We start from the raw sequence: 25,103 nt of genomic DNA on the forward strand, positions 1-25,103 counted from the left end.
GTTACGGAACAAAACACAACCATCATGGGTGGAACGCAATGGAAGCCAGAACGCCTGATCTCTCGCGCCTCGATACACGACGGCGCAAGATATATTACCGCGCCACACATCGCGGCACACACGAAACCGACGTGCTGATCGGGGGCTTTGTCGCCCCCCGGCTGGAAGGCATGACCGAAGCCCAGCTTGATGCGCTGGAAGCGGTGATGGACCTGCCGGATGCCGACCTTGCGGACTGGCTGAGCGGCCGCCGCCCGGTGCCGGACGAACTCAATACCCCCATGATGAAGGAAATCATGGCCGACGCCACTGACCCCGCGCGGCTTGCTGCGATCCGGGGCGGAAAATGAACGATACGGCAGGTTTCTCACTCGCACCCGGCGCGCCGCTTCACGTATGGGGCGTGCCGGATGGGTATGACGCTTTCCTGCTGGCGCGCAGGGCAGGGGAACATGATGGCCCCGTGCTGCATGTCTGCCGCGATGACGCCTCAATGGCGCGCATCGCGGACCTGCTGGCCTTCATTGCGCCCAAGGCGGAAATCCTGCGTTTTCCGGGCTGGGACTGCCTGCCGTATGACCGTGTTTCCCCCAATCCCGCCATCGTGGCGGAACGGGTGGCAACGCTGACCCGCCTGCTGGAAAAGGCCACCACGCCCCGCATCGTGCTGACCACGGTGATGGGCGTGGTGCAGCGCGTGGCGCCTCGCACGGCCTTTGACGGCCAGTCGATGACCATAAAGACGGGTGAGAGCCTGGATGCGCCGTTCCTGATGGAACTGCTGATCGCACATGGCTACAACCGCACCGACACGGTGATGGATCAGGGCGAGTTCGCGACCCGTGGCGGCATTTTTGATATTTTCCCGGCAGGCGACAGCGAACCCGTGCGCCTTGACCTGTTTGGCGACGAGGTGGAGAACATCCGCCGCTTCGACCCCGGCACCCAGCGCTCGACCGCGAAAATCGACAGCCTGACCATGCGGCCGGTGGCGGATTTCAGCCTTGATCCCGCCAGTATCTCACGCTTCCGCACCGGCTGGCGCGACCTGTTTGGCCCGGCCGCGGCCAATGATCCGCTGTACCAGCACATATCGGACGGCAGGCGGCATGCGGGAATGGAACACTGGCTGCCCCTGTTTCATGAACAGATGGAAACGCTGGTGGACTACCTGCCCGGCGTATCCATATCGCTGGCCAACCAGGCGGAAGAAGTGCTGGTCACCCGGCTGGAAATGATCGCGGACCACTACGACGCCCGCAGGCAGCCGACACGGGAAGGCGAGGTGCCCTACCGCGCGCTGCCGCCGCACCTCATGTATCTCGACCGCAAGGGCTGGGATGCGATGATCGCGGGCCGCAAGGCCGTAGTGTTCATGCCCTTTGCCCAGCCCGATGGCGCGCCCGGCATGGACGCAGGCGGCAGGCCGGGGCAGATGTTCGCAAAAACCGTGACCGACGGACGTGAAAACGTCTTTCCCATGCTGCACGCGAAGGTGGAGGAATGGTCCCAGACGGGCAGGCGCGCCTATGTCACGGCATGGAGCCGGGGATCGTGCGAGCGGATTGGCGTGCTGCTGCGTGAATACCGCCTGCCAGTCCAGACATTCGCCACATGGAAGGACGCGCAGAAGCTGAATCCCGGCACCGTGGGGCTGCTGACACTGGGGCTGGAACGCGGCTTCGTGGCCGATAACGTGGCCTTCGTATCTGAACAGGACCTGCTGGGCGAGCGGATTTCCCGCCCGCCGCGCCGCCGCAAGAAGGCGGACCAGTTCATATCCGAAGCCTCCGAAATTGCCGAAGGCGACCTGATCGTCCATCAGGATTACGGCATTGGCCGCTATGACGGGCTGGAGACGATTGGCGTGGGCACCGCACCCCATGACTGCCTGCGTCTGATCTATGACGGCAATGAAAAGCTGTTCCTGCCGGTCGAGAATATCGAACTGCTCAGCCGCTTCGGTTCGGATCAGGCCCATGTGGCGCTGGACAGGCTGGGCGGCGTATCATGGCAGTCGCGCAAGGCGAAGATGAAGCAGCGCATCCGCGACATGGCGGGTGAACTGATCCGCACGGCCGCCGCCCGCGCCCTGCGCGAAGCCCCGGCCATTACGCCCGAAGACGGGCTGTGGGATGAATTCTGCGCCCGTTTCCCCTTTGTTGAGACCGAGGACCAGTCCCGCGCCATTGCCGACGTGCTGGATGACATGGCGTCGGGCAGGCCGATGGACCGGCTGGTCTGTGGCGACGTGGGCTTTGGCAAGACCGAAGTTGCGCTGCGGGCCGCCTTTGTTGCCGCCATGTCAGGCGCGCAGGTGGCGGTTGTGGTGCCAACCACGCTCCTGGCGCGGCAGCATTACCGCACGTTCTCCGCCCGCTTTGCCGGGCTGCCGGTCAAGGTGGCGCAGCTTTCGCGCATGGTGACAGGCAAGGAAGCCACCGCCGTGCGCAAGGGGCTGGCTGATGGCACGGTCAACATCGTGATCGGCACGCATGCGCTGCTGGCCAAGACGGTCAAATTCGCCGATCTCGGCCTGCTGATCGTCGATGAGGAACAGCATTTTGGCGTGGCGCATAAAGAAAAGCTGAAGGCGCTGCGTGAGGACGTGCATGTGCTGACACTCTCCGCCACGCCTCTGCCGCGCACGCTTCAGCTTGCCCTGACCGGCGTGCGGGAAATGAGCCTGATCGCCACCCCGCCCACCGACCGGCTGGCGGTGCGCACCTTCATCATGCCGTTCGACAGCGTGGTGATCCGCGAGGCGATCCAGCGCGAACGCTTCCGTGGCGGGCAGGTCTTCTGCGTCGTGCCGCGTATCGAGGATCTGGACCGCATGGCCGCGCGCCTGCATGACATCGTGCCCGATGCCCGGCTGGTGCAGGCCCATGGCCGCCTGACGCCGACCGAGCTGGAACGGGTGATGACCGAGTTCAGTGACGGGAAATATGACATCCTGCTGTCCACCAACATCGTGGAAAGCGGGCTGGACATGCCAGCGGTCAACACACTGATCATCCACCGCGCCGACATGTTCGGCCTTGGCCAGCTTTACCAGCTGCGCGGGCGCGTGGGGCGTGGCAAGCAGCGCGGCTATGCCTACCTTACGTGGCCCCAGACGCATGTGCTGTCGGCCGCAGCACAGAAGCGGCTGGAAGTCATGCAGACGCTGGATACGCTGGGGGCGGGCTTCACGCTGGCGTCCCACGACCTTGACCTGCGCGGTGCGGGCAACCTGCTGGGCGATGAACAGTCAGGGCATATCCGCGAGGTCGGGATCGAGCTGTACCAGCAGATGCTGGAAGACGCGGTGGCCGACCTGCGCACGGAAAAAGGGCGGCGCAAGCTGCAGGACCGTGACTGGACGCCCAACATCATCCTTGGCCTGCCGGTGCTGATCCCCGATACCTATGTCACCGACCTGCCGGTCCGCCTTGGCCTGTACCGCCGTATCGCGGCCCTGGCCAATGACGCGGAAGTCGAGGCGATGGAAGCCGAGCTGGTGGACCGCTTCGGCACGCTGCCTGATGAGGTGCGCAACCTGCTGGATGTCGTCACCCTGAAGCGCATGTGCCGCGAGGCCGGGGTGGAACGGCTGGAAGCCGGACCGAAAGGCATGGTCATCCAGTTTCGTGGCAATACCTTCGCCAATCCGGCAGGACTGGTGGCATGGATTGCGAAGCAGAAGGAAGCCAATGTCCGCCTGCGTCCCGACCACAAGCTTGCGATCATACGCGAAATGACCAATGCCCAGCGCATCACGCAGGCGCGCAAGGTGCTGACGGCGCTGGTCCGGCTGGCGCGGGAGGAAACAAGCATCCCGGCATAAGCCGGGACGCCGCCTGAACACGCGGGGCAGGGGTGTCCGCCATGTCATTGCTGTTCCGGTATGATTTTAGTGGGCGACCTGCATCCGATCCCCTATTTTCCTGACGGGTAAGGTCCGTAACCACGGCATTTCCGTGGCGCAGGGAAAAGGATGGAATGACATGGTCCCCAAAACGATACGCCGCCTGACGGCAGCCCTTGCGCTGGCCTGTGGCGCGATATGCGCCGCGCCACACGCGCAGGCAGCCGATGCCATGCAGGCCGTGCAGGTGCATGGGCAGACGATCCGCTTTATCGAAGCGGGGCACGGACCTGATCTGGTTCTTGTGCATGGTCTGGGCAGCAATGCCCGTTTCGACTGGGGCAAGGTCATTCCCGAACTGGCCCGGCATTATCATGTGCTGGCCATGGACCAGCTTGGCTTCGGGCAGTCGGCCAAACCCATGATCGCCTACGGGGTGCAGACATGGGTGGATATGCTTGATGGCTTCCTGAAAGCCCGCCATGTCACGCATTTCACGCTTGCCGGTGAATCGCTGGGTGGCTGGATTGCGGGTCTGTATGCCGTCGAGGCGGAAAACAATCCCGCCATGACCCGCCCTGAAAAGCTGGTGCTGACCGATGCGGCCGGGCACCGGAGCCTGTTCAGCAAGGGAACACCGCCCTTCAGCCATGCCCTGTCCATCGAAGGCACGCGCACCGGACTGGGTACGCTGTTCCACAATCATGCCCTGATTACCGACGCGGTGGTGGAAAACGCCTTTGAAACCCGCCTTGCCGAAGGCACGCAGTACACACAGGACAGCCTGCTGCATAACATCAACGATCCCGCGACCTTCCTGGATGACCAGATGACCCGCATCACCATCCCGACGCTTGTGGTCTGGGGACAGGACGACCAGATCATACCGCTGGCTGATGGGCAGGATTTCGCAGCACGGATACCCGGCGCAAGGCTGGTCGTGATCCCCGCATGCGGGCACGGACCAGCGATTGAACAGCCCGGGCGGTACCTGCAGGCGGTCGAACCCTTCCTTGCCGCGCCGCATGGGTGAAAAAACGGTCTGTATGCGGCAGTCCGGGAAGGTTTTTTTTCAAAAAGCTTCAGCAAAAACGTCTTCATGATTCCCCAGACGCGCGCCAGCATGCCGCGTCCCGGCCACGGGACGGAACCAGCACGCCACGCAGGCAGGGACCTAGCGGATGGGAAGGGGAATATGGTTGACGGTCATGACCCCGCCCTCCCAGCTGACATCCCACGATGTGCCGCCCGATGGCGCCTTGTGCCCGAACAGCTTGGCCAGGATCAACGCGGCGCTGGCCCGTGTCTGACCCGCATTGCGCAGGGTCTCGATTACGGCATCAAGGTTCTGCACCTGTATATGGCCGGTGGCAGATGACGCGTCGGTATTGCCTGTCAGATTGGCGTCACCATTGCCGGTGATCTGCATGGCGCCGCGCTGCGCGGTCAGGGAGGCCACATGCAGCGGCACGCGCACGTTTTCGGGCGGGTGGCCGGTAATGGCGGCGGCCAGCGGCACCAGTGACTCGCCGGGTACGGATGCATTGGCCGCAGCCTGCTGCGGCAGGGCGCTGGCCAGCAGCGTGTTATGCGTGCCGGTTATGCCAATGCCCTGCGTCTCCAGCGTCAGCGTGGCCGGAGCGCTGTCGCTTCTGGCGCCCGCCAGATGCAGGTGCGCGCGACGGAAGGACAGTTTCGTCTGGCCGCTGGTCAGCAGGCCGCCCTGCCATGTCAGGTCATAGCTGTGGCCCGCGCGCAGTCCTTCCATGATCGGGGTGGCGGCGGATACGAAATAATCCTGCGAACATCCCTGTGAATGATGGCCCGTCAGCGTCGCCAGCATGACGAGGGAGGCCACGTCCTCCATATCCCGCAACGCCTGCGGGGGCAGCCCGGTGCCACTGGCCGCAATGTCGGTGGCATGGAATGTCTGGTCCACACCCCCCGCCAGCGACAGGTCGTAGCCATGCCCGGCAAGGGCACCATCGCCATGGGGCTGGCTGCTGCCCACCTGCACATGGCCACATGTGCCCGGCAGGGCCGTGGCCCCGGCCGGCCCGATGCAGGACAGGACGGCGAGGGCGGTGGTGATGAGTAATGTCTTCATTTGCAGCACAAGTTGGCGTGATTACGCGCCGGATGCAATCGGGTATGATATGCCCACCGCCATGATGAAACAGCCACGCCCACGCCGCCATGCTGCGCCGGATTGATTCCTTCCTTGCCTGCCTGCTGGCCACCGTGGCGCTGGCAAGCGTGCTGCCCTGTCGCGGGGATGGGGTCAGGGTTTTCAATATCCTTGCCATCATCATGATCGCGAACATGTTTTTCCTGCAGGGCGCGCGCCTGTCCCGTCGCGCGGTCATGGAGGGAATGCTGGGATGGCGACTCCATCTTGCCATCCTGTCATGCACGTTTGTCATGTTTCCCCTGCTGGGCATGGCGCTGCAGGCTGCACTGCCGGGCATGCTGGATGCGTCCATGTGGACAGGCGTGCTGTTCCTGTGCTGCCTGCCGTCAACAGTACAGTCATCCATCGCCTTTACCTCGATTGCACGGGGCAATGTGGCCGCCGCCATCTGTTCGGCCACGCTGTCCAACATACTGGGCATTTTCCTGACGCCACTTCTGGTGGGGATCGTGTTCGGCCGACATGCCACGGGTGGTGGCGGCGGGATCACGCCCATCGTGCTGCAGCTGCTGGTCCCCTTCATCGCGGGGCAGGTGGCCCAGCCATGGATCGGGGCATGGGCGCACAGGCATAAGAAGCTGCTGTCCTTTTCCGACCGGGGATCGATCCTCGTGGTGGTCTATACCGCCTTTAGCGAGGCCGTGACGCAGGGGCTGTGGCACCGCCTGCCGCCGCTGCAGCTTGGCCGGGTAGGGCTGGTGGATGCCGGACTGCTGGCGATCGTGCTGGGGCTGACCATGCTGGCGGGGCGACTGTGCCGCTTTCCCCGCGCCGACCGGATCGCCATCATATTCTGCGGGTCAAAGAAATCTCTGGCATCAGGCGTTCCGATTGCCAGCGTACTGTTTTCGCCCGGCGATGTCGGACTGATTGTCATGCCACTCATGATCTACCATCAGGTCCAGCTTTTCGTATGCGCCACCCTGGCGCGACGCATGGGCGCGGAAGGGGATGGAGACTGATTGCATCCTTTCCCCCTCGCGCCCACACGCGCGGCCCGGTATGTAGGGCACGCCAGACAGGCCAGATGGGCCTTGCAACCGCAGGATATGGTGGAGAGAGATGACAGGACTGGATCCGGACAACTGGGATGGGCTGCGCGCCCTGGGCCATCAGATGGTGGACGACATGATCGACCGCCTGTCCACCCTGCGTGACCGCCCGGTCTGGCAACCCATGCCCGACGCGCTGCGTGCGCGGCTTCGCACCGGCCTGCCGCATGATCCCACCCCGCCGGAAGCGCTGTACGCCCGTTTTCGTGAACTGGTCGAACCCTATTCCACCGGCAACGTGCATCCCGGTTTCATGGGCTGGGTGCATGGCGGGGGCACGGCAGTTGGCATGCTGTCGGAACTGCTGGTTGGCGGGCTGAACGCAAATTGCGGCGGCCGCGACCATGCCCCGATCGAGGTCGAACGCGAGGTCATCCGCTGGGCTGCGGAAATGTGCGGCTTTCCCGACACCACCACAGGGCTGCTGGTGACCGGGTCGTCCATGGCGAACATGATTGCCGTCATTACTGCCAGCCGCGCCGTGCCCGACGGGCTGGACATGCGGGCAGAGGGCGTGGGCACGCGCAGGCTGGCGGGATATGCCGCCGCGACCGCGCATGGCTGTATTTCACGGGCGTTCGACCTGACCGGCCTTGGCACCAACGCGCTGCGCGTGATCCCGGTGGATGCAGACAACCGCATGATCCTGCCTGAACTGGAGCGTGCCATTGCCCTCGACCGCGCGGCGGGGCTGGAACCGTTCATGGTGATCGGCACGGCAGGCACGGTGGATACCGGGGCGATCGACGACCTGAGCGCCCTGGCCGATATCGCGGCGCGTGAAAAGATCTGGTTCCATGTCGACGGCGCATTCGGCGCACTGGCCATGCTGTCCGATACGCTGCGGCCCGGCCTGCGCGGACTGGAACGCGCGGACAGCGTGGCCTTCGATTTCCATAAATGGGCGCAGGTGCAGTACGACGCGGGCTGCATCCTTGTCCGCCGCCCCGGTGCGCAGGCCGCGGCCTTCGCGCAGTCGCGCGCCTACCTTGCGCGTGAGGACCGGGGCCTTGCCACCAATGCGCCATGGTACTGCGACCTCGGCCCCGACCTGTCACGTGGTTTCCGCGCGCTAAAGGTGTGGATGACGCTGGGCACCTATGGCGCGGATGGCATGGGCCGGATGATCGCCAACTGCTGCGCCATCGCCCGGCACCTTGCCACACGTATCAAGGCCAATCCACGCCTGGAACTGCTGGCCCCGGTTACGCTGAACATCGTGTGCTTCCGCATCATCGCCCCCGTGTCCGACCTTGACCATTTCAACGGGGAGGTGGTGAAGGACCTGCATGAAAGCGGGATCGCGGCCCCTTCGACCACCATCATCAACGGGCACAAGGCCATCCGCGCGGCCATCGTCAACCACCGCACAACCAATGTGGATGTGGATCACATGCTGGACGCGCTGCTGGACCTTGCGGACCGCAGGCTGACGGCGGGCTAAAATGCTGTTGACAGAAAAATAGGATTTCTGGACGCCGCCTTTTTTCAAAAAGGTGGCGCTTTCCGAAGCTTTTTGAAAAAAGCTGCACCAGAAACTTCTTTTCAGGGCATTCCGCAGGCAGGCTTAAAAAAGCCCCCCATGAACCGGGGCGGGGCAGGGGCCTAACCGCCGCGCCTGCGGCCGCGCGTGGCTTCTTCCTCAAACAGTTCGGACAGCTTCTTCATCATCGTGCCGCCCAGTTCCTCGGGGTCGGTAATGGTCACGGCACGGCGGTAATACCGTGTCACGTCATGGCCGATGCCAATGGCCAGCAGTTCGGTACTGGTGCGGTTTTCAATATGTGCGATGACCTCGCGCAGGTGATTTTCCAGATATGATCCCGGATTGGCCGACAGCGTACTGTCATCCACCGGCGCGCCATCGGAAATCACCATAAGGATACGCCTGCCTTCCGCACGCGTGGCCAGACGCCGCTGCGCCCACAGCAGGGCCTCGCCATCAATGTTTTCCTTCAGCAGCCCTTCGCGCAGCATCAGACCAAGATTGCGCCGTGCGCGCCGCCACGGCATGTCGGCGGCCTTGTAGATGATATGCCGCAGGTCATTCAGCCGCCCGGGATTTTCGGGCTTGCCTTCCTGCGTCCACAGCTCCCGGCTGCGCCCCCCTTTCCACGCACGGGTGGTAAAGCCCAGCACTTCCACCTTCACAGCGCAGCGTTCCAGCGTGCGGGCAAGGATATCGCCACACATGGCGGCCACTGAAATCGGCCGCCCGCGCATGGACCCCGAATTGTCGATCAGCAGGGTGACGACCGTATCACGGAAATCGGTATCGCGTTCGCGCTTGTACGACAGGGACAGCATGGGATTGACCACGATGCGCGACAGGCGGCCTGCGTCAAGCATCCCCTCTTCAAGGTCGAATTCCCACGCCCGCGTCTGCTGCGCCATAAGCTTGCGCTGCAACCGGTTGGCCAGCTTGGACACCACGCCCTGCATGCTGACAAGCTGCTGGTCCAGCGTCTGGCGCAGGCGGAACAGTTCTTCCGCATCGCACAGGTCTTCGGCGGCGATTTCCTCGTCATACACGGTGGTGAATGCATGATAGGACGGGGGAACGTCTTCCTCTTCCGCCGCGTCCTCACCCGGGCCGCCCGCTTCTTCCGACCCGCTGGCCGATCCGCCCTGCTCCCCGTCATCGGGGTCTTCATCACCAGCACCCGTGCCTTGGGACATCTGCATGGGCAGGGAATTGTCGTCTTCCTCCGGCCCTTCGTCCTGTGGTTCGGGCGTCGCGTCGTCTGTCTGTTCCTCGTCCTCGCTGCTGGCGGCCTCCGCTTCGGCCGTGCCATCGTCGGCCGCCTCATCGGGCGTGGTTTCCTGCTGCATCAGGTCGCATGCCATAAGCAGCCTGCGCGCGGCCTGCGCGAAATCATGCTGGCTGTCCTGACGCGCCACCATTTCATCCAGCGCCCGCAGGGCGGCAGGCGGCAGATCATCGGACCACGCATTCATAAGGGCACGCATGGATGCGGGCAGGGGACGGCCGGACATCCGCTCACGCGCAAGCAGGCCGAGGGCAAGCGGCGTGGGCAGCTTTGTGTGGCTGGACAGGCGGTCCAGCCCCATATCCGCGCATTCCTGCGCCAGGCGGGCATCAAGGTTGGCGGCGACACCTGCCATGTGACGCGCCCCAAGGCTTTCGACACGCGCCTGTTCCAGCACATCATACACTTCGCGCGCTTCGCCCGCGGGGGGCATGGCGCTGGCATGAAGCGCCACGTCATGATGGCGCAGGCGCAGGGCGGCGGAATCGGCCGCGCCGCGCATGCGGGTCATGTCCGCATCCGTCATCTGCCGCGAGGGCTGGGGCAGGCGGACATGCGTGCCGGTAACCGACGCCCCGGACGGCACCGGCCCGTTGAGGAACGAGACCTCGGCCTGTGCGTGGCCGCCCAGCGCGCGTACGGCGCCAACCGTCGCGCGCTTGAAGCCTTCGGCCCGACGGGCGTCCTGCCCGGCCTGTGGGGTAGGAGGTTTTTTCCGGTTTTCACGCATGCCGTGCCTGCCCTGTCATCAGCCTCTGGGCGCCAGCGGACTGGCGTTGAAGCAGCGCTGGTAATATTCCGCCACCGTCGGGCGCTCCGCCTCGTCACATTTGTTGAGGAAGGTAACGCGGAATGCGAAGGCAAGATCGTTGAAGATACGATAGTTCTCGGCCCAGCTTATGACCGTGCGCGGCGACATGACGGTGGAAATATCCCCTGCAATGAAGCCTGAACGCGTCAGGTCCGCCAGTGCGACCATGCTTTCCACCCGCCTGCGCCCGGCTTCGTCCTTTTTGGGGTCGATGCCCATCTTGGCCAGCACGATGGCCGTTTCCTGCGCATGGGGCAGGTAATTCAGCGTGGTGACAATGTTCCAGCGGTCCATCTGGCCCTGGTTGATCTGCTGCGTGCCATGGTACAGCCCCGTGGTATCGCCCAGGCCGACCGTATTGGCGGTCGCGAACAGGCGGAAGAAGGGATGCGGGCGGATCACGCGGTTCTGGTCAAGAAGCGTCAGGTGCCCCTCGATTTCCAGAACGCGCTGGATCACGAACATCACGTCGGGACGACCGGCATCGTATTCGTCAAACACCAGCGCGCAGGGGTGCTGCAGCCCCCATGGCAGCAGGCCTTCGCGGAATTCGGTGATCTGCTGGCCGTCTTTCAGCACGATCGCGTCCTTGCCGATCAGGTCGATACGCGAGATATGGCTGTCAAGGTTGATGCGCACGCTGGGCCAGTTCAGCCGCGCCGCGACCTGCTCGATATGGGATGACTTGCCCGTGCCGTGATAGCCCTGGACCATGACGCGACGGTTGAAGGCAAACCCAGCAAGGATGGCCAGAGTGGTGTCATGGTCGAATTTGTAGGACGGGTCGATGTCGGGCACATGATCGGTCCGGACCGAGAAGGCGGGCACCTTCATGTCGCTGTCGATACCGAACACGTCCCGCGCCGAAACCTGCAGGTCAGGGGCGGACACGGCCGAAATATCGGGAAGCGGCGCGCCATTGGCGTCCGCTGCGGCGGTTATCAGGTCTGCGGGTTCGTTCATCTGCTTTTTCTCGTCCGTCGCTTCATCTGTTCTGGCCCGCCATGACGGCGCAGGGCGCGGCATATCGGGTCATGGAGTATAGGCTGACCTGTAACGATCAGCCAGTGCACGGTTTCCGCGCCCCCCTGTGAGTTCAGGCGGGTGGCCCGTCAGGCGCTGCGGGCCATGCCATCGCGCCCGGCGGTGGCGACAAGGTGGGCACGCACCGTGGCATAGGCGATATTGATGCCCTTGAACCGTTCTTCCGCCTTGCGGTCCCCCCCGTTGGTGTCGGGATGGTGCCGGCGCGCAAGGTCCTTGTACCGGGTCTTGAGTTCGTCCATGGACACCGGCCAGCCAAGGTCCAGCACGCCCAGCGGGTATTTCAGCGCCTGCGGTGCCTCCGCCCGGCTGTCTTCTTCCCGCCGCTGGCGCGCACGGCTTCGTGCACGCGCCTTTGCAGCGCCCTTCAGCAGGTCGAGCGGGTCAAGCACCTCCTCCTCGCTGAAGGCATGGGCGGCGCTGCCCTGTCCCAGTTTCCATGATGGCCGGTTCCATGACGTATCGGCACGGATATGCGCCTCGATCTGGCCGGGGGTCATGCCGCGGTAGAAGTCCCAGTTCGCGTTGTATTCCCGGACATGCTGGAGGCAGAACCAGAAATACTTGTTCAGCGCATCGCGCGAACGCGGGGCGCGATAACCCGCCGGCTGGTCGCAGCCATGCATGTCACAGCAGCGGTCAGGCGCGTCGGGTTCGGGGTCAAAGGCGCGATGCCGGGTGTTCCTTCTCTTCATCATTGTCGTTATGTGCGCCTGTTCATGCTTCGTGCAAGAGCGAAGCTGTGCAATGAATGATCCCGCTATCATGGAGCCGCCAATGGAACAGCAAGCAACCGGCCGGGCCGGACGGATCGAACGCATCATACGCGAACATCTCGCCCCTGTGGAACTGCGCATACATGACGACAGCGCCCGCCACGCCCATCACGTCCATGTGCGCGATAATGGCGTACAGGCGGGGGAAAGCCACTACAACGTGCTGATTGTCAGCCCTGCATTCGACCAGATGGGCCGGGTGCAGCGATCGCGCATGGTGCATGACCTTCTGGCGGAAGAGTTCGCGGGCGGCATGCATGCCCTGTCGCTCGTGCTGCGCACGCCACACGAACAGGCCCGGATGGACGCGGCATGAAGCCCGCCTTTCCCTTCGCCACGCGGCGGCTGATGATGGGCGGCCTGCTGACCCTGCTGGCCGCATGCGCCGGCGCCCCCGTGCAGCAGGCGCCCGACCAGCAGGCGGACATCGCGCGGGTCGAGGCCTATCTCAATACCTCGAACGGGCTGCAGGCCAATTTCGTTCAGACATGGCCCGATGGCGGAAAGGGGCAGGGGGTCATGCATTACGATCCGGGCCGCCTGCGGCTGGATTACGAAACGCCGGGATCGATGAAGCTGGTTGCGGCCAGCGGGCACCTTCTGTTCGTGGACCACCGCCGCGAATCGGTCACCCGCATGTCGCTGGGCCACCAGCCGCTTGGCCTGCTGCTGGAACAGCCCGTGCGCCTGTCGGGACAGATCGCGGTGACGGCGGTGCAGCACGGGCAGAACAGCCTGCAGGTTTCGCTGGCGCGGCGCGACAGCGAATCACAGGGGATCCTGACGCTTGGCTTTTCCGATATCGGCGGCAGGCTGTCGCTGCTGGTGATCGAGATGACGGATGTGGAACGCCAGCACATCCGCCTCGACCTGACCGACACCTCAGTCAGCGGCCAGTCATGGCCTGACGCGATGTTTACCCTGTCGGCCAGCAACTAGACGTTACCCGGCGCGTGGGCCGCCCCCCAGCGTGCCGGGAATCGGGCCGAAGCATTCGGGCCACGTGGCCGCAAGGGCCGCGTCAACTTCGTCCATGCTGATGGCCTTTCCCAGCTTCGCCAGGCTGGTGACGCCGTATTCGCTGATGCCGCAGGGCACGATTCCGCCAAAATCGCTGAGGTCAGGGGCGACGTTGATCGCGATTCCATGCCAGCTGACCCAGCGCGAGACACGCACGCCAATGGCCGCGATCTTTTCCTCGCGCCCCGTGGCGGGATCGACTACCCAGACCCCGATGCGATCCGCGCGGCGTTCACCGGCCACGCCAAACCGGCGCAATGTACGGATGATCCATTCTTCCAGCGTGTGAACATAGGCCCGCAGGTCGCGCGCTGGCGCCATGCCGTGCGCCCGGGTCAGGTCCAGCATGGCATAGGCCACCCGCTGCCCCGGCCCGTGATACGTCCACTGCCCGCCGCGCCCGGCGGGGTAGGTGGGATAGCCACGCGGGTTGAACAGGTCCGAATCCTTGGCCGATGTCCCTGCAGTATAGGTGGGGGGGTGCTCCAGCAGCCAGACGCGTTCAGGCAGGCTGCCGTCGCGTATGCCACGGGCCTGAGCCTCCATTTCCGCCAGCGCGGTGGGGTAGGGCACCAGATTTGCCGCCCTGTGCCATAAAAACTCGTTTTCAGTCATTGCCCACGGGCCTTCCATCGGTTATACGCCCCTTCATCGTCATGACGGTATCGCCCAGTCGATCATCGTTGTCACGTTGCGGCCATGGCGGAATGGTAGACGCGCAAGCTTGAGGTGCTTGTGGGGGAAACCCCGTGGAAGTTCGAGTCTTCTTGGCCGCACCAACCTGATTTTCCTGAAAATTGGCGAAACGGTCCACCTCCCCCATCGGGGCAGGCTGTCCGTGCGTACCTGCGTCTATGGACGGCAGGCGTCCCGCAGTCGGAAAATGGCCAGCTTCACACATGTGGCATGCAGGGGCGACATGGGGCCGGATGCCTTATGTCATAAAAAAGTCACAATATTTCCGCATAAACGGCAGGTATCTACCTCAGATGATATGAACATCCACAGGCAACCTGACGCACTGCGCGAATGGTTACAAAAGGTGTCATATCGGCAGCGGGTGCTGGCGTGCTGGAGGAATCGTGATTTAAATCATGTTTGGTCCTGATAAAGCACGCTACATCATTGCCATCTGGTAACACCCTGTTACCTGTTTTCATTATGGAAACGGGGCATCAGTCGGTATTGCCTGTTTCTGTCATGCATCTTGAGGTAAATATTAGTGATTAAGCCCCTTAAAAAAGCCGTATTGCCGGTTGCCGGTCTTGGAACGCGCTTTCTGCCCGCAACCAAGTGCGTGCCCAAGGAAATGCTGACCGTCGTCGACCGTCCGCTGATCCAGTATGCAATCGATGAAGCACGCGAAGCAGGGATCGAGGAATTCTGCCTCGTTTCCAGCCGGGGCAAGGACTCCCTGATCGACTATTTCGATATTTCCTACGAGCTGGAAGACACGCTGAAGGCCCGCAAGAAGGCCTCCGCGCTGAAGGCGCTGGAAGCCACCCGCGTCACCCCGGGTTCCATGCTGTCCGTGCGCCAGCAGGAACCGCTGGGCCTGGGCCACGCCATCTGGTGCGCACGTGAATTCATCGGCAACGACCCGTTCGCCATCCTGCTGCCCGATGACGTGGTGCAGAGCAAGAAGTCGTGCATCGGCCAGCTGGTTGAAGTCTATAACAAGACCGGCGGCAACGTTCTGGCCGTGACCGAAGTCCCGCGTGAGCAGACCGGCAGCTACGGCATCCTTGATGTCGGCAAGGACGATGGCAAGACCGTCGAGGTCAAGGGCCTGGTTGAAAAGCCCGACCCGAAGGACGCGCCGTCCACCCTGTCCGTCATTGGCCGTTACGTGCTGACCGCCGATGTGCTGAAGCACCTTGCCAAGCTGGAAAAGGGTGCCGGTGGCGAAGTGCAGCTGACCGACGCCATGGCCAAGACAATCGGCCACGTGCCGTTCCACGGCTATCGCTACGAAGGCAAGCGTTTCGACTGCGGCAGCAAGATCGGCTTCCTGGAAGCGCAGATTGCCTTCGCGCTGGAGCGTGAAGAACTGGCGCCGGGCGTGCGTGAATTCCTTACGAAGTACAAGTGATCTTCCGGCACCGTTTTGATCCGACCAGCCTGCGGGAATATGACATCCGCGGGACGGTCGGCAGAACGATCAGCCCGGAAGACGCGTATGCCATCGGCCGCACGTTTGGTAACATCGTGGCCGGTGATGGCGGCAGTACTGTCGTCATCGGATATGACGGACGCCTTTCGTCCCCCTCCCTCGAACATGCCCTGGTGGAGGGGGCCGTGGCGTCCGGCATGGACGTGGTCCGCATTGGCTGCGGTCCCACACCCATGCTGTATTTCGCCTCTGCCCGGCTGAATGCGGATGGGGCGATCATGGTCACGGGCAGCCATAACCCGCCTGACCATAACGGTTTCAAGCTCGTACTGGCCAACAGGCCATTCTTCGGTCCACATATCCAGATGCTGGGGCAGATGGCCGCCACGGGCGATGTCGGCACGCATAAACCCGGCACGACCCGCGCGCTGGATGTAAAAGGCGCGTATATCGACCGCCTGCTGCGCGACCGTGGGGGCGATACCCGCCCGCTGAATGTCATATGGGATTGCGGCAACGGGGCCGCAGGCGATGTCCTGTCGCTTCTGGTCAGGCGCCTGCCAGGACGCCACCGCGTACTGAACGCCGCGATTGACGGCCATTTCCCCGCCCATCATCCTGACCCGACCATTCCCGCAAACCTGCGGCAGCTGATCGCGGCCGTCCGTCAGGACGGGGCAGACCTTGGCATTGCCTTTGACGGGGATGCGGACCGTCTGGGCGTGGTGGATGATACGGGCGAAATCCTGTGGGCGGACCAGCTTCTGCTGATCCTCGCGCGCGACATGCTGCGTGACCACCCCGGCGCAACCGTCATTGCCGACATCAAGACCAGTCAGGTGGTATTTGATGAAATCGCGCGTAGCGGCGGCCAGCCCTGCATGTGGAAATCCGGCCATTCACAGATGAAGACAAGAATGGCCGAAACCGGTGCATTGCTGGCGGGCGAGATGTCGGGGCATATCTTCTTTGCCGACAGGTGGTACGGATTTGACGACGCGCTGTATGCCGCGCTCCGGCTGCTGGATGTCGTCTCCCGGCTGGACGGTCCGCTCTCGACGGTACGACGTGCATTACCCCACACTGTTTCCACCCCCGAACTGCGCTTTGCCTGTCCCGATACACGCAAATTCGACGTGATTGCGGAAGTCGCCATCCGACTGGAACAGGCTGGCGCCACTGTCTGCGATATTGATGGCGTGCGTGTCAGCACGCCGGATGGCTGGTGGCTGCTGCGCGCATCCAATACGCAGGCCTCCCTTGTCGCCCGGGCGGAAGGGACGACACAGGCGGCGCTGGACCGGCTGATGGCGACGCTTTCGGCGCAGCTGACGCGATCTGGCGTGACGCTGCCCGATTTTTCCGATCAGGCCGCACCTCATTGAACGTCGCCTTGGCAAAAACGTCCTTCTGTAAAGACCGTCTGAACAGTCAGCCCATGATAGCGCTTTAAAATCAAAGGATGTTTTTGATGAAGCTTTTTGCAAAAAAGCCGGCATCCCCAAATTTTTATTTTTCCCATCAATGAGTTATTTTCAAACAGTCCCTGCGTCCGCATGACAGGGGTGGATATATCCGGCGCAGGCGGTTTTTTTGTTGAATGCCGGGCCATGGGGTTTAATAAGACCCGCACCGGTCCGATATGCCGGTCATGACCCCCATGCAGGAACCGCGCGATATAATGGCCACCCCTTCCTTCCGTTCATTTCTTGTGCCGGGGCAACTCGTAAGCCATCCCGATCACCCGGAATGGGGCGAAGGGCAGGTGCAGTCCGCCATCGGGCACCGGGTAACGGTCATGTTTCCCCATGCTGGCAAGGTTCTGGTTGATGCCACGGTCGTGCAACTGACCGTGCTGTCATAAGGGAGAGCTGCATGAATACCGCATTGCTGGCTGCCCCGTTACCTGATTCCTATGGTCGTCTGCTGACTTACCTGCGCGTATCGGTCACGGACCGGTGTGACATGCGCTGCATCTACTGCATGTCCGAAGACATGTCCTTCCTGCCAAAGGCCGAGATCCTGTCGCTGGATGAACTGGCCCGGCTGTGCGCGTCCTTCATCCGGCACGGCGTGCGCAGGCTGCGCGTGACGGGGGGCGAGCCGCTGGTGCGGCGCGATGTCATGGGTTTTTTCCGCGAAATGGGCGGATGGCTGGGCCGACCGGACGGACAGGCCGGGCTGGATGAACTGACCCTGACCACCAATGCCAGCCGACTGGCCGAATTTGCCGACGGGCTGCGCGCATGTGGCGTGCGGCGGGTCAATGTCAGCCTGGATTCCCTTGATCCCGGCCGGTTCGCACGCATTACCCGGCGCGGCAACCTTGCCCGTACGCTGGACGGCATCCGCGCAGCACGGGAAGCGGGACTGGACATCCGCATCAACACCGTGGCCATGGCGGGGATAAACGCGGATGAATTCGACACCCTGATTGCATGGTGTGGCGAAATCGGCGCGGATCTGTGCCTGATCGAGACCATGCCCATGGGCGAGACGGGCGAGGACCGGACCGACCATTACCTGCCTTTGTCGGATGTGCGCCGTGACCTGCAGCAGCGCTGGACGCTGGAACCGCTATCCTACCGCACCGGCGGCCCCGCACGGTATGTCCGCATTGCCGAAACGGGACGCAGGATCGGCTTCATCACGCCCATGACCCATAATTTCTGCGAAAGCTGCAACCGTGTCCGCCTGTCCTGCACGGGGCGGCTGTATACCTGCCTCGGGCATGAAGGATCGACCGACCTGCGCGCGCCGCTCCGCGCCGGGGCGGATGACATGGACATGATGGATCACGTCCGTGCCGCCATCCTGCGCAAACCGCGCGGGCATGACTTCCTGATCGGCCGCAATGCCGATGATCCCGCCCGGGTCACACGGCACATGAGTGTCACCGGCGGATAAGGGCACACGCCATGTTACGGCGTTTCGCGCAGCGCATCCTCCAGACTTACGCTGAACTGCCCCGGGCGCAGGGCCTGCGGCTGCGTCGGGGCAGGGGACCAGCCCGTCATGATCGCCATATGCAGGTCCTGGCCCAAGTTCCCGTCCTCATCCACGGGCAGGCATTCCAGCGCCCCGGCCAGCAGGGCCGGATGCGTCAGTCCGCGCGTGCGTTCACGCAGGGCGTTCGTCTCCCCACCGTGGCGCAGGTCGCTCAGCAGCCCCATGGGCGTGCGATAGGACAGATGGATCACATCGGCGTCCACCACGGGCAGGGCAAACCCCGCGCGTTGCAGCAGGCCCGCACAGTCACGCAGCCCCGGAAAGGGGGAGACGCGCGGCGAAACCCCACCACGCTGCGCCATTTCGGCATCCATCAGCGCACGCCGCAGGTCAGCCAGCGTGGGCAGTACCGGCATGCAGGCCAGGAACAGCCCATCCGGGGCCAGTATGCTGCGCACCTGCGCCAGCAGGCCCGGCAGGTCATTGATCCAGTGCAGCGACAGGCAGGCCACCACAAGATCGAAGCTGTCAGGGGCGAAAGGCAGCCATTCCGCATCCATGCACACCGCGGGACCGGTATCTTCCGCGCACATGGGCCACGACAGGTCGGCCGTAACGGTGGGAATGCCACGCGCCCGCAGGGCGGGTGCGACAACACCCCGCCCGCCAATGTCCAGTGCCGCGCCAAAATGACGCGTAACATCATCCAGCCGGTCCAGCAGGCGATCCGTCGCTTCCGCCAGCACGGGCCGGACATGGCCGACTGTGGCGGCCGCGCGGTCGCGGTGCAGACGCACGGCATGACGGTCAAATATCTGCGGCACATCCATGCTTTCGATGTGCCCCCATGTCCCGCCGCTGCCAAGCCCACGATCGTGTGAAGACATGAACCTCCACGCATCCCCCTGGTGGCGGCGGGTCGGCACGCGCATGCTGGACACGCTGTTTCCGCCCCGTTGCCTTGGCTGCGGGGCCGACGTCATGCAGGCGGGGCTGTTATGCGGGACATGCGTCAGCCAGCTGCACCTGATCACGTCCCCATATTGCCACCGCTGCGCGCTGCCGTTTCCCTCCCGCGCCGCAGGTGGCCCGACGCTGACCTGCACCACATGCGCCGAAACCCCGCCGCCGTGGCATGAAGGGCGTGCCGCGATGGTCTATGACGACATGCCGCGCCGCCTGATCCTGCCACTGAAATATGCGGACCGGACGGAAAACGCAGCGCTGCTGGCGCGTTACATGGCGGCAGCCGCTACCGGACTGGTGCAGAAAGACAGCATTTTCATACCCGTGCCCCTGCACCGGCTGCGCCTGTTTGCCCGACGGTACAATCAGGCGGCGCTGCTGGCAGGTGCGCTGGCGGGACGGACAGGGGCCACGTTTCTGCCCGACGGGCTGGAACGCCTGCGGGCTACCCCCGCGCTGAAGGGGCAGGGCAGGGCGCGGCGGCACGACATCATGCGCGGCGCGATTGGCGTGCGCGCCCACAGGCGTCGTGACATTGCGGGGCGGCATGTCATCGTGGTGGACGATGTCATGACCACCGGCGCAACCCTTGCGGCATGTGCACGCAGTCTGTGCGATGCAGGTGCGGCACGGGTCGATGTGCTGGCCGCCGCCCGTGCCTGTGGCCAGCACGAACAACAATAGGGTAAACTGGGCACCAGACCCGCCCGACCATGGGGGCGGACACACACCAGACCAAGCGAAGGTTCAATGCCGTCTATTGACATCTATACCCAGCCCGGCTGCCCATACTGCATCCGCGCGGTCCGACTGCTGGCGCACAAGGGCGTGCCCTTCAACGAAATCAATGCCCCGCACGGCACGCCGGAACGCGCGGATTCGATCCGCCGTTCGGGTGGGCGCACCACCGTGCCGCAGATATTCATCGACAATACGCCCCTTGGCGGCTGTGATGACCTGATGGCGCTGGACCGCTCGGGCAAACTCGATACCCTTCTGGGCAAGGGCTGACACAGGGCACACGGACGGAGAGGGCATGATCCGGTACCAGCTACGATGTCGTGCAGGCCATGAATTTGAAGGATGGTTTCCCGGCAGCAGCGCATTCGAACAGCAGGCGGCGCGCGGCCTTCTGTCGTGCCCGCAATGCGGAACGGCGGATGTCAGCCGCGCGCTCATGGCGCCAGCGATCCATACTGCAGCCCCCCGGCAGGGGACGGACGCGCCACAGCCCCCCGCAGCCACGCCACCCGGCCATGCGTCAGCGGGAGTGCCCGATGCCATGATCGCTCTGTTACAGAAAATACGCCACACGGTAGAGGAACATTGTGACGACGTGGGGGACCGCTTTGCCAGCGAGGCCCTGGACATGCACCGGGGCAAGAGCGAGGCCCGTGGCATCTATGGCAGCATGACGCCACAGGAACAGGCCGAACTTGATGAGGAAGGGGTGGACGTCCATGCCATCCCGTGGGTCCGCCGGGCCGACAGCTAGAGGGAACACGCAAGCGCGCGGCACGCACACTACCGCGCCACGCGCCATGTGGGGGAACGATTGGAAATGCACGACAGCAAAAGCCACACAGGTACGCGCCAGACCGGATACCGCATGGGGGGCGGCCTTGCGCGCTGGCTGGCCAGGGGCGCCATTGCCGCCTTATGCGCGGTGGCGATCGGGGCCACCAACCTGCCCACGGCCCATGCCGAGGGGGGCGAGCCGGACATAATCGGCCGGTGGATGACGAAGGACCATGATGGCGTGTTTGAAATTTCCCATTGCGGGAATGAAATCTGCGGGCGGCTGGCTGGCGTGCGCTATACGACCGAAATGCCGCGCGACAAGCGTGGCGAGCCGGAATGCAACCTGCCCATGCTGAACGGGTTCACGCCCGACCCGAAGGAAGAGGGGCACTGGAACGGACACGTGACCGATCCCGACACGGGACATGTCTATCATGCCAAGCTGTGGGTGTCCCAGTCGGGGGACCTCAAGCTGCGTGGTTTCGTCGCCGTGCCTTTATTTGGTGAAACCGAAACGTGGAGCCGCTATACTGGTACGATCGGCCCGGCGTGCAAACTGCCCTGAAGGCCCCAGAAAACAATTCTCAACCAATGGGGATGATCCTTATTCCATGAGCTGCAATATTTCCCGCCGTGCCTTTGCCACCGCACTGGCCGCCGCCGGTGTGCCCGCCCTGTCGCGCCGCGCCGTGGCACAGGTCGCGACCAGGCCGCGCACCATCTGCTATATCGGTGGCTATACCCAGCATGGACCGCCCGGCGGGGCTGGCAACGGGCAGGGCATTTCCGTGTTCGAGATGAACCCCGACACCAGCAGCCTGTCGCCGCTCATGACCTATGTGGACATCGCCAGCCCCTCGTTCATGGCCATGTCCGCTGATTTCAGGCATCTTTACGCCCTCAGTGAAATCAATGACTTCAACGCCAATGGCGAAGGCTGCGTCACGGCGTTTTCCGTCAACCGCTCCAGCGGGGAACTGACCAAGCTCAACGTCGTGCGGTCAGGCGGCGCGGTGCCCGCGCATCTCAGCGTGCATGCATCAGGCAAGTACGTCCTGGTGGCCAATTACATGGGCGGCACGGTCGGCGTCCTGCCCATTCACCCTGATGGCAGCCTGGGCGATCCGACGGACGTGGTGCACAATACCGGCCCGCGCATGCCCGACCGTGCCGCGGATAACCCGCCGGGCAACTTCGCCATAAGCGACCATTCCAGCGCGCATGTCCACATGGTGGCGTCCGACCCGTCAGGCCGGTACGTGCTGGCGTGTGATGCAGGACTGGACCGGGTGTACGTCTGGACGCTGGACCTGCATACCGGCAGGCTGGTCCCTGCCAGAACGCCGTTCATCACCATGACGCCGGGCTCCGCGCCGCGCCACTTCTCCTTCAACGGGAAGGGGACGATGATCTACATCCTGGGCGAGCAGGATTCGAAAGTGGTCGCCGCCACCTTCAACCCCCAGACCGGCGAAATCGTGCCCCAGCAGACCGTCAGCACCGTGACCCCGCATTTCCGGGGCAGCACGCTGGCGGCGGGCATCCTGCTCTCGCCCAACGGCAAATACCTGTACGTATCGAACCGGCTGGGTGATTCGCTGGCCAGCTTCCATGTGAATGACGACGGTACGCTCAACCTGGTTGAAGAAATCTGGATGCATGCCGATTATGGCCGCGCGATGATGTTCGACCCCAGCGGCACCTACCTGTTCTGCGCCAACCAGCGCAGCGATTCCGTCACGTCATTCAAGGTCAATGCCCAGACTGGCGTGCTGGACTTCACATGGAACTTCACCCCGGTGGGCAGCCCGACGACATTCGCGTTCATGAATACGATCTGACGCCAGGCGGTGCCCGTCCGGGGCGCCGTGCTCAGTCGCGCACCATCGCCGCGACGTAGTTCACCGCCATGTCGCGGCTTTCACGCCAGCCCCCGGGGCTGGGCACCATACCCGCGATATCGGTTATGCGCAGGCCCGCGCGGGCCGCGTACTGCCCCATTTCGGCCGGGGTAATGAACTTGCGCCAGTCATGCGTGCCAACCGGCAGAAGGCGCAGGACGTATTCCGCCCCGATCTTGGCCATGGCCATGGACCGCCACGTGCGGTTCATGGTCGAAACCACCATGGCGCCACCGGGCCGCAGCATGCCGCCAAGCATGCGCAGGAAGGCTGCGGGATCGGTTACATGCTCGATCACCTCCAGCGCGGAAATCGCGTCAAAACGCGCGCCTTCGGCCACCAGTTCCTCGGCGCTGCCACAACGGTAGGACAGCGGGCCCGCGGATGCGGGCAGGGGATGCCGGCGCATGTGCAGCCGACCGGCCGTAATCGCCGCCTGTGACGCATCCAGGCCGGTCACGTCGAATCCGGCGCGGGCGAATGCCTCGCTGGCCAGCCCCGCGCCACAGCCAATGTCCAGCAGCGTGCGGCGCGCGCCATCATCCGCCACCGGGGGGAGCAGGTGACGCATGCTCCAGCCCGTGCGCAGGTCGTTCATGGCGTGCAGGGGGCGCATCGGGCCAGCGGGATCCCACCACCGGGCAGCCAGATCGCTGAAATGGGCGATCTCCTCCGGGGCGACGGAATCTGCCGACAGAACGGGCGAATCGTGATGCTGCATGGGTGCACCGCCTTTCATTTGGCTTTCTCCCGCTGGACGCGGAAGCTGGGGAGATGTATGTGACGCGGCTTGCGCATAACCGCAATGCCCCGGATTGGCCAACAGGCCCACACTCCGGATATGCTGAAGCCCGAGCCATAATGGAGCCACTATTCCGATGTCCCCTACCGTACCGCGGATCGTGATGAAATTCGGCGGCACGTCCGTCGCCGATCTTGACCGGATTCGTGCCGTCGCGGAAAAAGTCCGGAAACAGGTCGAGGCCGGGTGCGAGGTTGCCGTTGTCGTCTCCGCCATGTCCGGCGTGACCAACCGCCTTGTCGGCTACTGCCGCGATCTCTCGCCCCGACATGATGAACGCGAATACGACACCGTCGTTGCAACGGGGGAACAGGTCACCAGCGGCCTGCTGGCCATTGCGCTGCAGAATCTTGGCGTCAACGCCCGGTCATGGCTGGGCTGGCAGATCCCGCTGCGCACGGATGATGCGCATGGCAAGGCGCGCATCACCTCGATCGATGGCGCGAATCTGATCAGCAGCATGCAGGCGGGACAGGTGCCGGTCGTGGCGGGGTTCCAGGGGATCGGCCCTGACGGGCGGATCACGACGCTGGGCCGCGGGGGGTCCGATACCTCGGCCGTGGCGCTGGCGGCGGCCCTGAAGGCGGACCGGTGCGATATCTACACGGATGTGGACGGAATCTATACAACCGACCCCCGTATTGTTACCAAGGCACGGAAGCTGGACAAGATTACCTATGAGGAAATGCTTGAGCTGGCGTCCGTAGGGGCCAAGGTGCTGCAGACCCGCAGCGTGGAACTGGCAATGAAGGAGCGCGTGCGGGTGCAGGTGCTGTCCAGTTTCACCGATGGTCCCGCACCGTCAGAGGGGCATCTGCCCGGTTCATTAGTCGTGGATGAGGACGAAATCGTGGAACAGGAACAGGTCGCCGGAATTGCCTACTCCCGGGACGAGGCAAAGATTTCCGTCCGCCAGCTCCCTGACCGCCCGGGTATTGCGGCGGCGGTGTTCGGCCCGCTGGCCGATGCCAACGTGAACGTGGACATGATCGTCCAGAGCACGGGCGACGACGGGACGACCAACATGACATTCACGGTCGGCAAGACTGACCTGACGCGTGCGATTTCCGTCCTGGAAGCCAACCATGGCGCCACCCGGTACACCGAACTGCAGACCGATGACGACGTGGTGAAGATCAGCGTCGTGGGTGTTGGCATGCGTTCGCATGCGGGCGTGGCCAGCACGATGTTCCGCACGCTGGCCGAGCGCAACATCAACGTGCAGGTCATTTCCACCAGCGAGATCAAGGTCTCGGTGCTGATCGCGTCCGAATATACCGAACTGGCGGTGCGCGCCCTGCACACCGCCTACGGTCTGGACGCGGCGTGAGCACGG

25 protein-coding genes and 1 tRNA gene are annotated in these 25,103 nt (G+C 63.8%); 18 read left to right on the plus strand and 8 right to left on the minus strand.

Going from position 1 to position 25,103, the window contains the following annotated elements; all coding sequences use genetic code 11:
* Nucleotides 1–38: 38 nt before the first annotated feature.
* The 3 genes from B7449_RS07570 to B7449_RS07580 all read left to right on the plus strand — a co-directional run bounded on the left by B7449_RS07570 (nucleotide 39) and on the right by B7449_RS07580 (nucleotide 4,883).
* Complete coding sequence (locus tag B7449_RS07570) at nucleotides 39–350, plus strand: FAD assembly factor SdhE (RefSeq protein WP_010507900.1); 312 nt, start codon at nucleotides 39–41, stop codon at nucleotides 348–350.
* Nucleotides 347–3,829, plus strand: coding sequence for a transcription-repair coupling factor (mfd, locus tag B7449_RS07575; RefSeq protein WP_039735369.1), 3,483 nt, complete (start codon nucleotides 347–349; stop codon nucleotides 3,827–3,829). Before B7449_RS07570 ends, mfd begins: the two co-directional genes overlap by 4 nt.
* A 160-nt stretch (nucleotides 3,830–3,989) precedes the next feature.
* Complete coding sequence (locus B7449_RS07580) at nucleotides 3,990–4,883, plus strand: alpha/beta fold hydrolase (RefSeq protein WP_039735370.1); 894 nt, start codon at nucleotides 3,990–3,992, stop codon at nucleotides 4,881–4,883.
* A gap of 141 nt (nucleotides 4,884–5,024) precedes the next feature.
* Here B7449_RS07580 and B7449_RS07585 read toward each other — a convergent pair whose 3' ends face one another.
* Entirely contained in the window at nucleotides 5,025–5,957 is a 933-nt protein-coding gene (locus tag B7449_RS07585; protein WP_039735372.1) for a hypothetical protein, read from the minus strand.
* Nucleotides 5,958–6,046: 89 nt separating this feature from the next.
* Between B7449_RS07585 and B7449_RS07590 the strand changes: the two genes are divergently transcribed.
* Both B7449_RS07590 and B7449_RS07595 read left to right on the plus strand, forming a co-directional pair.
* Nucleotides 6,047–7,003 carry a bile acid:sodium symporter family protein gene (locus B7449_RS07590; RefSeq protein WP_039735373.1) on the plus strand — a complete coding sequence of 319 codons (957 nt, stop codon included), beginning with the start codon at nucleotides 6,047–6,049 and terminating at the stop codon, nucleotides 7,001–7,003.
* Between the two features lie 100 nt (nucleotides 7,004–7,103).
* Complete coding sequence (locus B7449_RS07595) at nucleotides 7,104–8,537, plus strand: pyridoxal phosphate-dependent decarboxylase family protein (protein ID WP_039735374.1); 1,434 nt, start codon at nucleotides 7,104–7,106, stop codon at nucleotides 8,535–8,537.
* Nucleotides 8,538–8,698: 161 nt separating this feature from the next.
* On the opposite strand, the gene B7449_RS07600 is transcribed toward B7449_RS07595, so the two are convergent.
* The 3 genes from B7449_RS07600 to B7449_RS07610 form a co-directional block, all read right to left on the minus strand.
* Complete coding sequence (locus tag B7449_RS07600; protein ID WP_039735377.1) at nucleotides 8,699–10,594, minus strand: cobaltochelatase CobT-related protein; 1,896 nt, start codon at nucleotides 10,592–10,594, stop codon at nucleotides 8,699–8,701.
* An 18-nt stretch (nucleotides 10,595–10,612) separates the two neighbouring features.
* Complete coding sequence (cobS, locus tag B7449_RS07605; protein WP_039735383.1) at nucleotides 10,613–11,638, minus strand: cobaltochelatase subunit CobS; 1,026 nt, start codon at nucleotides 11,636–11,638, stop codon at nucleotides 10,613–10,615.
* 149 nt (nucleotides 11,639–11,787) lie between these two features.
* On the minus strand, nucleotides 11,788–12,417 hold the full coding sequence (locus B7449_RS07610; protein WP_039735378.1) for a J domain-containing protein: 630 nt from the start codon (nucleotides 12,415–12,417) through the stop codon (nucleotides 11,788–11,790).
* A 79-nt stretch (nucleotides 12,418–12,496) separates the two neighbouring features.
* Between B7449_RS07610 and B7449_RS07615 the strand changes: the two genes are divergently transcribed.
* Nucleotides 12,497–12,811 (plus strand): BolA family protein, encoded by a 315-nt coding sequence (locus B7449_RS07615; RefSeq protein WP_039733500.1) that lies wholly within the window; start codon nucleotides 12,497–12,499, stop codon nucleotides 12,809–12,811.
* A complete protein-coding gene (locus B7449_RS07620) occupies nucleotides 12,808–13,434 on the plus strand; it encodes a LolA family protein (RefSeq protein ID WP_039733501.1) in 627 nt (208 codons plus the stop codon). The genes B7449_RS07615 and B7449_RS07620 overlap by 4 nt, the downstream gene beginning before the upstream one ends.
* A gap of 3 nt (nucleotides 13,435–13,437) precedes the next feature.
* Here the strand turns inward: B7449_RS07620 and lipB are convergent, their stop codons facing one another.
* Nucleotides 13,438–14,148: a lipoyl(octanoyl) transferase LipB gene (gene lipB / locus B7449_RS07625; RefSeq protein ID WP_039733502.1), complete on the minus strand. Its 711-nt coding sequence runs from the start codon at nucleotides 14,146–14,148 to the stop codon at nucleotides 13,438–13,440.
* 60 nt (nucleotides 14,149–14,208) lie between these two features.
* Between lipB and B7449_RS07630 the strand changes: the two genes are divergently transcribed.
* The 3 genes from B7449_RS07630 to pgmG all read left to right on the plus strand — a co-directional run bounded on the left by B7449_RS07630 (nucleotide 14,209) and on the right by pgmG (nucleotide 17,013).
* A tRNA-Leu gene (locus B7449_RS07630) sits at nucleotides 14,209–14,294 on the plus strand.
* 443 nt (nucleotides 14,295–14,737) lie between these two features.
* Nucleotides 14,738–15,607: a UTP--glucose-1-phosphate uridylyltransferase GalU gene (gene galU, locus B7449_RS07635; protein WP_029329297.1), complete on the plus strand. Its 870-nt coding sequence runs from the start codon at nucleotides 14,738–14,740 to the stop codon at nucleotides 15,605–15,607.
* The gene (gene pgmG, locus B7449_RS07640) at nucleotides 15,604–17,013 is read left to right on the plus strand and encodes a phosphoglucomutase/phosphomannomutase PgmG (protein ID WP_039734253.1); all 1,410 of its coding nucleotides are present in this window, start codon (nucleotides 15,604–15,606) and stop codon (nucleotides 17,011–17,013) included. Before galU ends, pgmG begins: the two co-directional genes overlap by 4 nt.
* Here the strand turns inward: pgmG and B7449_RS19725 are convergent.
* Entirely contained in the window at nucleotides 17,007–17,240 is a 234-nt protein-coding gene (locus B7449_RS19725; RefSeq protein ID WP_141654709.1) for a hypothetical protein, read from the minus strand. The genes pgmG and B7449_RS19725 overlap by 7 nt on opposite strands.
* Nucleotides 17,241–17,270: 30 nt before the next feature.
* On the opposite strand from B7449_RS19725, the gene B7449_RS07645 reads away from it, so the two are divergent.
* Both B7449_RS07645 and moaA read left to right on the plus strand, forming a co-directional pair.
* Entirely contained in the window at nucleotides 17,271–17,492 is a 222-nt protein-coding gene (locus B7449_RS07645; RefSeq protein ID WP_048883539.1) for a DUF3553 domain-containing protein, read from the plus strand.
* A gap of 11 nt (nucleotides 17,493–17,503) precedes the next feature.
* Nucleotides 17,504–18,535, plus strand: a complete 1,032-nt coding sequence (gene moaA, locus B7449_RS07650; protein ID WP_039734254.1) for a GTP 3',8-cyclase MoaA — start codon at nucleotides 17,504–17,506, stop codon at nucleotides 18,533–18,535.
* Between the two features lie 14 nt (nucleotides 18,536–18,549).
* Here moaA and B7449_RS07655 read toward each other — a convergent pair whose 3' ends face one another.
* Nucleotides 18,550–19,464, minus strand: coding sequence for a methyltransferase domain-containing protein (locus B7449_RS07655; protein WP_048883540.1), 915 nt, complete (start codon nucleotides 19,462–19,464; stop codon nucleotides 18,550–18,552).
* On the opposite strand from B7449_RS07655, the gene B7449_RS07660 reads away from it, so the two are divergent.
* The 5 genes from B7449_RS07660 (at nucleotide 19,463) to B7449_RS07680 (ending at nucleotide 22,905) form a co-directional block, all read left to right on the plus strand.
* Nucleotides 19,463–20,227 carry a ComF family protein gene (locus tag B7449_RS07660; RefSeq protein WP_039734255.1) on the plus strand — a complete coding sequence of 255 codons (765 nt, stop codon included), beginning with the start codon at nucleotides 19,463–19,465 and terminating at the stop codon, nucleotides 20,225–20,227. The two genes, B7449_RS07655 and B7449_RS07660, sit on opposite strands and share 2 nt — an antisense overlap.
* A 66-nt stretch (nucleotides 20,228–20,293) precedes the next feature.
* Nucleotides 20,294–20,554: a glutaredoxin 3 gene (gene grxC / locus B7449_RS07665; RefSeq protein WP_010513448.1), complete on the plus strand. Its 261-nt coding sequence runs from the start codon at nucleotides 20,294–20,296 to the stop codon at nucleotides 20,552–20,554.
* 25 nt (nucleotides 20,555–20,579) lie between these two features.
* Nucleotides 20,580–21,038: a DUF1178 family protein gene (locus B7449_RS07670; RefSeq protein WP_039734256.1), complete on the plus strand. Its 459-nt coding sequence runs from the start codon at nucleotides 20,580–20,582 to the stop codon at nucleotides 21,036–21,038.
* Nucleotides 21,039–21,104: 66 nt separating this feature from the next.
* Nucleotides 21,105–21,629: a DUF2147 domain-containing protein gene (locus B7449_RS07675; RefSeq protein ID WP_039734258.1), complete on the plus strand. Its 525-nt coding sequence runs from the start codon at nucleotides 21,105–21,107 to the stop codon at nucleotides 21,627–21,629.
* A gap of 46 nt (nucleotides 21,630–21,675) precedes the next feature.
* Nucleotides 21,676–22,905 carry a lactonase family protein gene (locus B7449_RS07680; protein ID WP_039734260.1) on the plus strand — a complete coding sequence of 410 codons (1,230 nt, stop codon included), beginning with the start codon at nucleotides 21,676–21,678 and terminating at the stop codon, nucleotides 22,903–22,905.
* 31 nt (nucleotides 22,906–22,936) lie between these two features.
* Here the strand turns inward: B7449_RS07680 and ubiG are convergent, their stop codons facing one another.
* The gene (gene ubiG, locus B7449_RS07685) at nucleotides 22,937–23,686 is read right to left on the minus strand and encodes a bifunctional 2-polyprenyl-6-hydroxyphenol methylase/3-demethylubiquinol 3-O-methyltransferase UbiG (RefSeq protein ID WP_039734262.1); all 750 of its coding nucleotides are present in this window, start codon (nucleotides 23,684–23,686) and stop codon (nucleotides 22,937–22,939) included.
* Between the two features lie 157 nt (nucleotides 23,687–23,843).
* Between ubiG and B7449_RS07690 the strand changes: the two genes are divergently transcribed.
* Nucleotides 23,844–25,097, plus strand: coding sequence for an aspartate kinase (locus B7449_RS07690; protein WP_039734264.1), 1,254 nt, complete (start codon nucleotides 23,844–23,846; stop codon nucleotides 25,095–25,097).
* The last annotated feature ends 6 nt before the right edge of the window (nucleotides 25,098–25,103 follow it).

It is taken from the genome of Komagataeibacter intermedius TF2, assembly GCF_000964425.1.
Taxonomy (GTDB): Bacteria; Pseudomonadota; Alphaproteobacteria; order Acetobacterales; family Acetobacteraceae; genus Komagataeibacter; species Komagataeibacter intermedius.